The sequence below is a fragment of the Brevibacillus borstelensis genome (assembly GCF_003710865.1).
GTDB classification, from domain to species: Bacteria; Bacillota; Bacilli; order Brevibacillales; family Brevibacillaceae; genus Brevibacillus; species Brevibacillus borstelensis.
In genome coordinates this window covers 194,992-206,290 of sequence record NZ_RHHO01000017.1, presented here as the reverse complement: position 1 = coordinate 206,290, position 11,299 = coordinate 194,992, and the positions used below count along the sequence as shown (strand labels likewise).

11 protein-coding genes are annotated in these 11,299 nt (G+C 55.0%); 4 read left to right on the top strand and 7 right to left on the bottom strand.

Features of this window, described 5'->3' with window-relative positions; translation table 11 throughout:
• Positions 1-120: 120 nt before the first annotated feature.
• Genes EDM54_RS09920 through EDM54_RS09910 form a run of 3 tightly spaced genes read left to right on the top strand, consistent with a single transcriptional unit; the run spans position 121 to position 1,288 of the window.
• Positions 121-414: a hypothetical protein gene (locus tag EDM54_RS09920; RefSeq protein ID WP_122958142.1), complete on the top strand. Its 294-nt coding sequence runs from the start codon at positions 121-123 to the stop codon at positions 412-414.
• Positions 415-441: 27 nt separating this feature from the next.
• The gene (locus tag EDM54_RS09915) at positions 442-801 is read left to right on the top strand and encodes a hypothetical protein (protein WP_122958141.1); all 360 of its coding nucleotides are present in this window, start codon (positions 442-444) and stop codon (positions 799-801) included.
• Positions 802-832: 31 nt separating this feature from the next.
• On the top strand, positions 833-1,288 hold the full coding sequence (locus tag EDM54_RS09910; protein WP_003387704.1) for a GNAT family N-acetyltransferase: 456 nt from the start codon (positions 833-835) through the stop codon (positions 1,286-1,288).
• A gap of 49 nt (positions 1,289-1,337) precedes the next feature.
• On the opposite strand, the gene EDM54_RS09905 is transcribed toward EDM54_RS09910, so the two are convergent.
• Both EDM54_RS09905 and EDM54_RS09900 read right to left on the bottom strand, forming a co-directional pair.
• A complete protein-coding gene (locus EDM54_RS09905; protein ID WP_003387705.1) occupies positions 1,338-2,669 on the bottom strand; it encodes a sensor histidine kinase in 1,332 nt (443 codons plus the stop codon).
• 77 nt (positions 2,670-2,746) lie between these two features.
• Positions 2,747-4,432: a M20/M25/M40 family metallo-hydrolase gene (locus EDM54_RS09900; protein WP_024983878.1), complete on the bottom strand. Its 1,686-nt coding sequence runs from the start codon at positions 4,430-4,432 to the stop codon at positions 2,747-2,749.
• A gap of 267 nt (positions 4,433-4,699) precedes the next feature.
• Here EDM54_RS09900 and EDM54_RS09895 point away from each other — a divergent pair, with 267 nt between their 5' ends.
• On the top strand, positions 4,700-5,881 hold the full coding sequence (locus EDM54_RS09895) for a M20 family metallopeptidase (protein WP_122958140.1): 1,182 nt from the start codon (positions 4,700-4,702) through the stop codon (positions 5,879-5,881).
• An 83-nt stretch (positions 5,882-5,964) separates the two neighbouring features.
• On the opposite strand, the gene EDM54_RS09890 is transcribed toward EDM54_RS09895, so the two are convergent.
• The 5 genes from EDM54_RS09890 to EDM54_RS09870 all read right to left on the bottom strand — a co-directional run bounded on the left by EDM54_RS09890 (position 5,965) and on the right by EDM54_RS09870 (position 11,291).
• Entirely contained in the window at positions 5,965-7,185 is a 1,221-nt protein-coding gene (locus EDM54_RS09890; protein WP_003387708.1) for an FAD-dependent monooxygenase, read from the bottom strand.
• 212 nt (positions 7,186-7,397) lie between these two features.
• A complete protein-coding gene (gene ptsP / locus EDM54_RS09885) occupies positions 7,398-9,152 on the bottom strand; it encodes a phosphoenolpyruvate--protein phosphotransferase (RefSeq protein ID WP_122958139.1) in 1,755 nt (584 codons plus the stop codon).
• 2 nt (positions 9,153-9,154) lie between these two features.
• Positions 9,155-9,415 carry an HPr family phosphocarrier protein gene (locus tag EDM54_RS09880; RefSeq protein WP_003387710.1) on the bottom strand — a complete coding sequence of 87 codons (261 nt, stop codon included), beginning with the start codon at positions 9,413-9,415 and terminating at the stop codon, positions 9,155-9,157.
• Positions 9,416-9,448: 33 nt separating this feature from the next.
• Positions 9,449-10,174, bottom strand: a complete 726-nt coding sequence (locus EDM54_RS09875) for a KDGP aldolase (protein WP_122958138.1) — start codon at positions 10,172-10,174, stop codon at positions 9,449-9,451.
• 10 nt (positions 10,175-10,184) lie between these two features.
• Positions 10,185-11,291, bottom strand: coding sequence for a DgaE family pyridoxal phosphate-dependent ammonia lyase (locus tag EDM54_RS09870; protein ID WP_122958137.1), 1,107 nt, complete (start codon positions 11,289-11,291; stop codon positions 10,185-10,187).
• Positions 11,292-11,299 lie beyond the last annotated feature (8 nt).

Sequence of the window (11,299 nt, the reverse complement as noted above, 5' to 3'; positions counted from 1 at the left end):
ATTAAAAAATTGCCAAATATGGTGAATACCATTAAAAAGGGAGCAAGTTTGCCATGCAGCAAAAAAGGACTATAGCCGTCTTTTGACGGTCAATAAGCTTTTGCTACCGTCGAACAATGCATGCCAGGGAAGGAAGCGGATTGCCTTGATCCAGGCCTGATCCGGCAAGCGGGGGAATGGCTGGGAGCCATGCATCGCCTCTCCGCAGAAGACGCCATTCCGTTTACTTCTTTCAGCCCGTGGAGCATGTTCGGCCCAACTGACGATCTCGCTGAAGACGTCTGCACCCTCCAAAAAGCCGTGCAAGCCAGCGAAGCGAATCAAAGCTTGTGGCAGGAGATTTACGCGTTATACGAGAAAAAACGGGCGTTTCTGGAGATATTGTGGCCAGATTTCCCCGCAGAAGCGGTATAAGGGGATTTTTCTCTGAATAACCTGCTCGTGGATGATGACGGCAGCCTGTGCAGCATCATTGACTTTCACCTTGCAGGAAACGATGGTATTCTCTGTCACTTCGCCGGTGAAGCAGCGTTCTTGGCCTACGAAGGGAACCGGAAGGATGATGACTCCGAAGAGACGGGAGATCTGTACTTTGGCGCATTTGCCGCAGGATATTTCAAAAACCGGCAGCTCCATGATCTGGAACGGGACTGCTTGCAGGATGTGCTCAGGATAAAAAGAGCGTTTGCCTGTCATCAAGTGGACGATGTGCTGGACAAGTTCAACGCCGGAGAAATCGGCCAGGTTGACATGGCACTGGAAAAGATCCGATTTTGTTTAACGAAAACACTTCCTGTCTGATTGCTCATTTGTGAAGGGAGACGAATGGAAAATGACTATCCGTATCGAACAAGCATCACATGATCATTTTACCGACATCATCAAGCTGTGGAATGAAAATTGCAAAGAAGTAGCAGAAAGCGAACTGTCTGCCGAAGAACAGGAGAGTATCCATGACCAGCTCGTGCAATACACCCAATCCCGTTTCGGCGTGGTGTATGTAGCGCTCGACAGCGCTTCCAGACTGATCGGCTATGCTCTTGCCTCTCTGAAAAAAGATTTGATCGAAGACATCTTCCTCGGCCAAATCGACGAAGTATACGTTGTGCCGGAATATCGCAGACAGCACACGGCAAAAGCGCTTGTGGCAGAAATGAATGACTGGTTTCAGCGCCAGGAGGTCTCAGCCGTTTCCGTACTTGTCGATGTGGAGAACACTTCAGCGCAAAAATTCTGGGAGAAGATCGGCTACGGCAAGGAGTTTTTCGTTATGTCCAGCGATGAGTGATTGGGACGAAAGAAGCTGCCCTTAAAAAGGGGCAGCTTCTTAGAAATATTCATCTCTTCTTCACAGGCAAACGAACCTGAAACCTCGTGACTCCGTTCGCCGATTCGACGTCAATTTCTCCTGCGTACTTCCTTATGACCTCCCGGACGATCGAAAGACCGATGCCTCTGGGCGGCTCGCCATCGCGCCGTTTCGTGCTGACCCCCTCCTGGAAGATCGCCGTCAGTTGACGGGGCGGGATTTCGGGGCCGGTATTTTCCACCGTAAACCGGTACGCCGAATCATCCTCCTGGCAGCACAGCCGGATTCGCTTTTCTCCTTCCGCCTCCTCGGCCGCCTCAATTGCATTGTCCAGCAAATTGGACAAAATCTTGATCAGATCAACGGAAGGAATCTGGTCAAATGGGTGCTGGCTGACCTCCAATTGCATCAAAATTTGACGTGTCCGTGCCTTTTCCCATTTGGTATGCAGCAAGACCATCAACGCCGGATTTTGTATCCGTACGGACAGATCGAGTACTTTGGCCTCCCGAATCAGGGTCCTGATGTACTCATGCGCCTTGTCGTAATACCTGCATTCGATCAAGCCGTACAGAACCTGCATGTGATTGACAAAGTCGTGGCGGATCGAACGCATCGAGGCAATCACGGAACGGATCTCGTCCTGATACGTTCTCTCCGTATCCCCGACGGCCGCTTTCAGCTCGCGACGGTACCATTTTTGCAGCAAGAGGAAAATTGCCGCCAGCAGCGCGACAAACAATGCATGAAAGACAAAAGTGTATGTGCTGCTGCGCAACACTTCCCGGCCGATGCTGTACATATTGTCCGCGCTGACATCCACACCGAGAATGCCGATCACATGTCCGGCTTCGTCGTAGATGGGTGCCCCTGCCGACACGTACTCCCCATAAATCGGGTCTTTGATGACATCGGAATAGTAGCTGTAGCCCTGTTTCACCTGCCCGATTTGCTGTTCCGTCACGTTGCAAATTTGTCCAGGCGGAAACGAAAGCGGCGAATCGGGCGGGTGGGCGGTTACAACGGTTTTGGCAATTTTTTGGCGATCATCGATTTGCATCGTATAGACGTACAAAGCACCTGCCATCTCACGAGCGGCTTGCAGCTGCTCCTGAATTCTGGCAAAGGCGGCTTGATTGCTTGCAGGCGCTCGCAACAGCGTCCTGTAGGCCGATACGTCCAGTTTCCCGGCAATATATGCTGCTTCCTGCATGCTTTTGGATGCGAGGGAGATGTGCACGGATTTCATCGTGTTTCGATAGGAAACGGCCACATTAACGGCTGTCAGCACGAGCAGTATAATCGCGGCTATCCATAACACCAGCATGACACGGGGTTTTTTATATATGGTTACAAACATGTTCTCTACCCCATTGCGGACCCTATGGCATCCCCTTATCTTACAGCCATTTGTCTCCAGTCTCGGTCACGTTCATTCTAGTACACCTGCAGGGACGTGTCTATATTTACTTCGTTTCCGATCAGCTTGCGGATGACCAGATCGGTTAGCTGCGGAACGATTTCAGTCGAGAACGCGATTTCCATCCGCTCGTATTTTTTGTGCGCGTCATACCCATAAGGGCCGATATTAATGGCAGGAACATTGAGGTCGCGGATGTCTTCGTAATTCACATAGTGCTTGGTCCCCCAACCCGGGTTGTTGTCGCTTACGGCGCGAATCCCTGCTTCGTCATCACGCAAGCAAACCATGCTCATGTCGCAAATATAAGGAAAGAAATTTTTTGCTACGATCGGATGGGCATAGTTCGGTTGAACGGCTTCGACTGCCTCCTCCAATGCACGCAGCAGCTGCCTCTCCCGTTCGTCTTTGCCGCTCAAATCGATCGGCGGTGAATACAGCGAGGAATAAAACAGGATGATCGCCGGGCTTTTGTCCCTCATCCAGCTCCACTCTTCTTCTACCACTCTCGCGGCAAACATTCTCGTATCCAATGTCTTGTCTTGCATAAGCTCCTCTTTGAAGGCTTTCATATGAAGGGCGAAGCTTTCCCCATGCTCCTCCAGCAGCTGCCGGTGCATCTCCTCGTAGATCATGACCCGGGGCTTCCACGGCAGCGGCTGATACGCTTCATTGCAGCGCTCGCGGTAACGGCGGTAGCGGTCTTCCAAAACACAGAGCGCATTGGCAAAGGCAATCTCCGCCTGCTCCTTCAACTTGTCCAGCACTTCCTTCGGCGACCAGGAAACGGTGAAAAAGTTGTAGTACACATAGGCTGACAGCGCGGTTTGAACCGTATAGGTCGGCTTCAAATCCATTTGCTTCAACGAAACCGGCGGTACCGGGATCTCACCCAACGCCTCGTCGCACAGCTCCGGATTGTAGCTGATCTGCCGCGTCAGCTCGGCGGCGAGAAAATTCGGGTCCAGGCCTTCAAAGCAGGAGCCTACATGCGTCTCCGCTCCCGTGATGAAAAAGGAAGGCAGGAGTTTGCCAATCGTCCCCTTGTAAACATAACGGTTTTCGTCTCCCTCATAAAGCGGCGCCACAAAATCCGAATTGATCAGCGCAATATATTCGAAGCCATGCTCTTCCTTCCAGCGTTTCAAGTCTTTGATGCCGGACAGTACTCCATGCGAACTGTCTTCTTCATCGCATTCAGCCAGCAGCACCAGGTTGCCCGCCAGCTCGTCGGGGTGCTCGGCGTAATATTTCAGCAAATATACATGGCTGGCCACCCCGCTTTTCATATCCAGCACACCGCGCCCGAAATGCCACTCGCCCGACTCCAACTGTTCTTTTACCAGAGGTGGCAGCGATTCCTGTCGAAGCGCTTTCATAAGTTCCTGCGGATGGCAAGCCTTGTCTTTCAAATGGCCAAAATCTTCGATGCCGACCGTATCGGTGTGTCCCATCAAAATGACGGTTCGACTGTCAGCAGCCTTGGTTCCCTTTACGAAGGCAAGCACATTGTACCGCTCTACCTCATCGTCTACGGTACGTGAAAGGAGCAGTCTGTCCGGATGTTCCTGAAAATAGGGCAACGAGGATAACAGCTCATACAAGGCTCGGGCGACATCGATCTCTCCCGGCGTGTTGACCACACTCTCTACCTTCACCAATTGATCTGTCAATTGCAACACCACTTCACGAGAGGACAACATCTGAACACTCCTTTTCGCAAATCGCGGATCTGGAATAGAAACGGCCCGTCATGCTTTACCCAGGTCCATCTCCCTACATAACCCATTCGTCAGACGCATGGTTCATCCTGCCGATGGTCTTGATTTTTTCTGGCAGCTACCCTTTGCAATCATATGCTTTACAAGGTGATATTGCGAAAATTCGGTAAATTTATCTATACTAAAAGTGTTTCTTCATCTCTACATGCCCCGGCGTTCGTTGAAAACTATGGAATGGGAGTGAATTGCATGCGTGAACAATTATTTGCCCGGCTTCAAGAGCTGTACCCGGAAATGGTGAGCCTGCGGCGCGACCTGCACATGTACCCCGAGCTTTCTTATGAAGAAGTAAACACGGCAAAAAAAGTGGCAGATCGACTGGCGTCACTCGGCATCGAGGTACGTACCGGCGTTGGCGGCATGGGGGTCGTCGGGCTGCTCAGGGGCGGCAAACCGGGGAAAACGGTTGCTTTGCGGGCCGACTTTGACGCCCTTCCGATCCAGGATGAAAAAGAGGTTGCGTACAAATCCCGCGTCCCTGGCGTCATGCATGCCTGCGGCCACGACATTCACACCTCCGCCCTGCTCGGTGTCGCACAGGTATTGAGTGAAGTCCGTGATAAGCTGCCGGGCAATGTCGTATTCATTCACCAGTTCGCAGAGGAGCTGCCTCCCGGGGGAGCGCAGGCCATGGTGGCAGATGGCTGTCTCGATGGGGTGGACGTCGTATATGGCGCCCACGTCGCTTCCGACATTCCTTGCGGCGTCGTCGGGATCGGGAACGGTTTTGTCTCCGCCGCATCCGATCAGTTTGAGATTGTCGTCTCCGGCAAGGGCGGTCACGCTGCCCATCCCCATCAGGCCATCGACCCGATCGTCATCGGCAGCCAGATCGTGATGAATCTGCAGCTCATAGCCAGCCGACGAGTAGATCCGCTGGAGCAAATCGTCGTGTCCGTCTGTTCCTTCCAGGGCGGGGATGCTTTCAACGTCATTCCAGATTCCGTAAAACTGAAGGGAACTGTTCGTACATATAATGAAGAGGTTCGGGAAATGGCCGAAAAAGCGATCTTCCAAATCGCGGAGGCCGCTTGCCAGGCTTCGGGCGCAAGCTGCGAGGTCGTCTACCGGCGCGGCTACCCGGCCACCTGGAACCACCCCGAAGAGACACAAGCGCTATTTGATGTCGCCAAACAAATCTGGGGCGACAAAGAAGTCATGGAAGTCCCGCCGGGCATGGGAGGCGAAGACTTCGCCTACTACGTCAAGGAAAGACCCGGTACATTTTTCAACGTAGGCGGACAAAACCCGGACATTCAGGCGACCTATCCGCATCATCACCCCAAATTTGACGTCGACGAGCGCTCCATGGTCCGCATCGGGCAAGTATTCATCGCCGCTCTGCTCGACTATCAGGAACGGCATCAATAGCGGAAATACGTTCTCCAAACGCAAGTCAAGCTGATCGGAGGCCCTAGCGAAATATTGAATGCAGGGCCTCTTTTTTTGCAATGTTATACCTCATGCCCCACGATCCAATCGAGCCGCTTGCTTTGCAGGCGAGCCGGAATCATCCTCATGGCAAGATTGCGAACAGCGAGCGCCAACGGATTTTCCAGCTGGACAATCCTGCCCATCATGCGCGAGCCTCGTACAATCGCCTTGGTGCGCTTGAGCCTCAGCAGCTCGTATCGCTGGCATGCAGCCTCTATGCCTGAAGCAGTTACCGCGTTTTCAGCAGAATTAGCGGCGTTTTCCCGATACTTGGACAAAGACAAGCACCGGGCCAACACCAGCGCGTCTTCCATCCCTTGTCCAGCTCCCTGTCCCAAATTCGGCAGCATCGGATGAGCCGCGTCCCCGGCCAGTGTCACCCTCCCCGCGCTCCAGGACTTTAATGGCTTCCGGTCATAGATGTCGTTCCATAGCATGGCAGACACATCTGTGGCCGCGATCACTTCGCGTATTGGTTCGTACCAGCCTTCAAAGCGTTTCAGGAGGTCTTCCTTGTTTCCGGCAAAACGCTTTTCCGCGCCCTCCGGCGCATTGATCGCCGCAAACCAGTGAATCCGCCCGTGGCCAATGTGCGAAAAACCAAACCGAACCCCTTTTCCCCACGCCTCAAACCCGCCTCCCGTCTCCACGGGGTAGCGTTCATTCCTGTAGACAGCAATGCCCCGGACAGCCGTATACCCGGAATATCGCAGCAGCTCTTCGCCAAACAGCTGCTTTCGAACGTTCGAATGAATCCCGTCCGCCCCGATCAGCACATCGCCGCAAGCCGCCTCGCCGTTTTCAAAAAACGCCCGAACCCCGTTCTCTTCCGTCTCAAAACGGCTGAACGAATGCCCCAGGCAGATCGACTCCTTGCGTATGCACCCAAGCAAGGCCTGCTGGAGGTCAGCGCGGTGGATCATATAGCTGTCCGCCCCGCATCTCTGCGCTTGCTCCCTCACCGGCAGCCTGACGAGCAGCCTACCCGTCCAGTCGCGAATCTCCGCAGTCCGGACAGGGGCGCCCAATGCCCGGACTCGTTCTCCGGCTCCCAGCCTATCGAGCGCCTTCATCGCATTCGCGGCCAAAACAATACCGGCCCCGATCCCTTTCAATTCGCGTGCACGCTCATAGATGACTGCCTCCCAGCCGATCTGCTCCAGGGCAATCGCTGTACACAGGCCGCCGATCCCTGCACCGATGACGATCGCTTTTCCTTGTTTGCCAAAACGATTCTGCATCCCGGCTCCTCCACTTTCCGCTTCGTCTGTGCTTTCTTGCCCTTAGTCTACGGGCTTTCGGCATCGGCGTCCAGCTTCTTCCCTTGTGGGCAACTCTTTGCAAGTCTTACAGCTCATTAGCATCTCTCCCCTTCGCCCTTCTACTTAGGAACACAGAAAACCTCCTTTTGCCCATGGGGCATAAAGGAGGCCTGGATTTGTACGGAATGAAGTCAAGCGTTTATCTGCACCCGCGTTCTTTCCAGGAGCAGCGCCTTTACTTGCTCCTGACCCTCCAGCTTCAGGGCGGCTTCCGCGAGCTCCTTCATCTCTTCGAAGGACAGATGATTGATCAGCTCACGGGCAGCCAGCACAGACGATGCGCTCATGCTGAACCCGTCAAGACCCATGCCCAGAAGCAGCGGGATAGCCAGGGGATCGGAAGCCATCTCACCGCACATGCTTACACGGCGGCCGTATCGGTGAGCGGCATCGATCACCTGCCGGATCAGACGCAGAATGGCTGGATGAAACGGCTGATACAAGCCGGATACTTGTTCGTTCATCCGGTCGCAGGCGAGGGTATACTGGATCAGATCGTTGGTCCCGATCGACAAAAAGTCGGCGTCCCGGGCAAACAGCTCGCTGGCCAGGGCCGCTGCCGGCACTTCGATCATCAAGCCTACCTCAATGGCAGGGTCAAACGGAATCCCCGCTCGGGCAAGCGTTTCTTTTGCCTCCGCCAGCAACCGGTTCGCCGCCCGCCATTCTTCCAGCGTAGCGATCATCGGGTACATCAGCTTGACGGAGCCGTAGTGCGAAGCGCGGAGAATCGCCCGCAGCTGGGTAAGAAACAATTCCTCCCGATCGAGACACAACCGGATCGCGCGATAGCCGAGAAACGGGTTCAGCTCGCTTTGCAGGTTCATATACGGCAGCTCTTTGTCGCCGCCGATATCCAGCGTCCGGATGACGACCGGCTTACCATTCATGTCTTGCGCGACCTGCCGATACGCCTGGAACTGCTCTTCTTCATCCGGCATACTTGCCCTGTTCATGAACAAAAACTCGGAGCGAAACAGTCCGATCCCCTCTCCGCCAACCTGCTGCACAGCCCGACATTCATCCGGATGGCCGATGTTTGCTCCCAATTCGACACGATGTCCATCCTGGGTTACCGTGGGTAGCTCTGCCCAGCGTGCCTGCCTCTTTTTCTCTCGTAACCAGTCGGCTCGCTTTTGTTCGTAGGACGAAAGCTCCTCCTCGTCCGGTCGCAGACAAAGCAGTCCTGCTGTCCCATCCAGCACGATCAGGTCCCCATCCTCCACCTGCTCCAAAGCCTGTCCGAGGCCGACGACTGCCGGAATCCCAAGAGCACGGGCCATAACCGCGGAATGCGAGGTGCCGCCTCCGATTTGTGTGGCAAAACCCTTGATCAGGCCGGTATCAAGCTGGGCCGTATCGGATGGAGACAAGTCATGTGCGACAACGATGACCGCATCAAGCGAAGTTCCTTTCTCTTCCCGTGCAGTTCCTTGCAGATTTCCCCATACAGCTTCTTGCAGACAGGACAGAAGACGCTGGCCCACATCCCGAATATCTGCCGCGCGCTCCCGCATGTACTCGTCTTCCAGCGATGAAAATAAAGTCGCCAGCTCGCCGGTCGCTTGCTGTACAGCCGCTTCCGCGTTTATGTTTCCTGCTGCCAGCAGCACCTCGATTTGACCGATCAGCTCCGGGTCTTGCAGCAGCATCATATGGGCCTGAAAAATATCGGCTTCCTTCTGTCCCAAACGCAACCTGGTCTCTTCATATAATGTCGCCAGTCCGCTCAATGCCAGCTCGCTTGCTGTTTTGAAACGAGCCAGCTCCTCTTCAGGCGATCTTACTTCCTGACTGATTTTTTGGTCCTGCTTTTTCCACACCTGTGCTCTGGCGATCGCGATTCCGGCGGATGCGCCTATCCCATGTACGCGTACGGTTCCCATGACTACTCGGCTCCTTGTTCCAGAAAGGCGGCCAGCTTATCCAACGCTTCTTCCTCATCGGAACCGTCGGCGGTAAGCTTCACGGTCTCCCCGTTTGCCACGGCAAGCGACATCACGCCAATGATGCTTTTGGCGTTTGCGCTTTTGTCCCCCTTGACCAAACCGATCTCACTGGAAAAGGCGGTGGCCGTTTTTACAAACAGCGTAGCCGGCCGGGCATGCAGTCCCTGGGGAAGGTGAACAACGACTTGCTTCTCTCTCATCTCGCTTCACTCCTATCTCAATTCGTTGAAAAGCTATACGGCAGGCAAGGCGGCGAGCAAATCTTCCACCTGATCGAGCCGCGTCAGTCCCGTCTCCCGGTCCACGATGGACGTATAGACGTGCGGGATGACCTCTTTTACGCCTTGCTCCAGGCAGGTTTCCACGATGGGTCGGATGGATTTTTCATCGATTCCGCCCGTCGGCTCGAATACGGGGATGCCGTAGCGGACGGCTGCTTTTGCCATCATTTTGACTTCGTCCAGCTTTTCGGTTCCGCCGACCGGATAAAATTTGACGGAATGAACGCCGATCTCGGCAAGCATGGCGGCAGCGGCATCGCAGGATACCAAGTCTTGAGCCTGCCCGCTGAGCGGACCAGTTGCGACAATGACCTTTCCCGGCGTGCCGCTCGGCGCTATCAGGGCATTGACCAGCGTGTGCCGGCTGTCAACCGCCTGCAAGGCACCCAACGTATAGCCGGCGGCAGGAAAAACCTGATTGACGTGATCGGGCTTCGTGAGCACAGCGGTCTCGGCGACCTTTTTCCACTGGCTTGGATCGCCTGCACCAAGTCCTACAGACACGGGAATGCTTGCCTGCTGGTATGCTCTGATCGTTTCCGCAGCTGCCTCCACGGAGGGGTAACCCTTGACCATAATGCCGATCAAAACGCGACCCTCTGCCGCATCTACGATCTGTCTGGCATTGTCTACATCTCTGGCCAGTACGTTTAAACGGATGACTGGATGTATCGTCACGACTTATCACTCACTTTCTGTTGTCCCATATCTCTTTGAAGCGTGCGGCAATGACCTTCTCCTGGCCTTCATGGAGCGGGCGGGGATCGAGGAAAATCACTCCCGTATTGGCGTAATGGTTTCGCGTGAAAATGGCGGGATCACCCTTTTCGAGGAGCCGGATCACTTCCTTTGCCGAATATCCCGACTCGCGTTCATCGATCCGTACTTGTGTCCTGTAGATGTCCCGGCCAGCTTCGTCCTTGACCACGCTGGCTGAGAGTCCGGGCAACTGGTTCAATTCCTGGGCGAGCCGTTCCGCCCGATCACGCCATTCTCCGCCATGGCCTGCTGCCTGACTGTACCTGGCAAGCGCGGAGAGCAGTCCGACGATCGCCTCCTTGCCCGTTTTCATGGCGCGCCCCACGCCTTTATACTGGGCCCGGCACGCTTCGATCAGGTCTTTGCGGCCGGTGATAAAGCCCGATGTCGGTCCGCCAATTGCTTTCCCCCCACTGTATATGACCAGATCGGCCCCCATCGCCACATAGCGGCGCAATTCCTCTTCCGCAGCGGCATCGACAATCACCGGGACCTTGTGATCGCGTCCGAGCTGTATCATCGTCTCAAGCGACTGCATGCCTTTTTGCACCGCATGATGGGATTGCACGAACAAAAGCGCCGCTGTCTGCTCGTCTATCTCCGCACGCAAATGCGCTTCCTCCACGTGATTCGCATGACCCGCTTCGATGGCCTGCCCCCCTCCGAGGGCAACCATCTGCCGCAGCGACGCTCCAAAATGCACCGCGTGTCCTTTTTGCAAAATGATTTTGTTTTTCAGTCCTGCCGAGTCTGGCAAACGTTCGATCAGACGCAGATCGGTACCGGCGATGACAGCCGCCACGCTGATCGCGATCCCCGCTCCCGCTCCCGCCGTCGGACAGCCGTCCTCGCCGCCGGTAGCCTCCGCGATCAGCTTTCCCGCTTTTTCGATCAGTTCGCTGATCTCTACGTAATCCATCGCCGCCTCACCCATGGCCCGGGCTACCTCCGGATGGACGGCGCTTCCGCCTAGCGCCGTCATTTTTCCGCTTGCATTGATGACTTGCTTCAGCCCTAGCTGCTGATAGATGCCCATATCTCATA

Bases quoted from the DNA above. Each gene is read 5' to 3' on its own strand.
- ptsP (WP_122958139.1), bottom strand. From the start codon at position 9,152: ATGGGAACCGTACGCGTACATGGGATAGGCGCATCCGCCGGAATCGCG.
- EDM54_RS09910 (WP_003387704.1), top strand. From the start codon at position 833: ATGACTATCCGTATCGAACAAGCATCACATGATCATTTTACCGACATC.
- EDM54_RS09905 (WP_003387705.1), bottom strand. From the start codon at position 2,669: ATGTTTGTAACCATATATAAAAAACCCCGTGTCATGCTGGTGTTATGG.
- EDM54_RS09895 (WP_122958140.1), top strand. From the start codon at position 4,700: ATGCGTGAACAATTATTTGCCCGGCTTCAAGAGCTGTACCCGGAAATG.
- EDM54_RS09880 (WP_003387710.1), bottom strand. From the start codon at position 9,415: ATGAGAGAGAAGCAAGTCGTTGTTCACCTTCCCCAGGGACTGCATGCC.
- EDM54_RS09890 (WP_003387708.1), bottom strand. From the start codon at position 7,185: ATGCAGAATCGTTTTGGCAAACAAGGAAAAGCGATCGTCATCGGTGCA.
- EDM54_RS09870 (WP_122958137.1), bottom strand. From the start codon at position 11,291: ATGGGCATCTATCAGCAGCTAGGGCTGAAGCAAGTCATCAATGCAAGC.
- EDM54_RS09920 (WP_122958142.1), top strand. From the start codon at position 121: ATGCCAGGGAAGGAAGCGGATTGCCTTGATCCAGGCCTGATCCGGCAA.
- EDM54_RS09900 (WP_024983878.1), bottom strand. From the start codon at position 4,432: ATGTTGTCCTCTCGTGAAGTGGTGTTGCAATTGACAGATCAATTGGTG.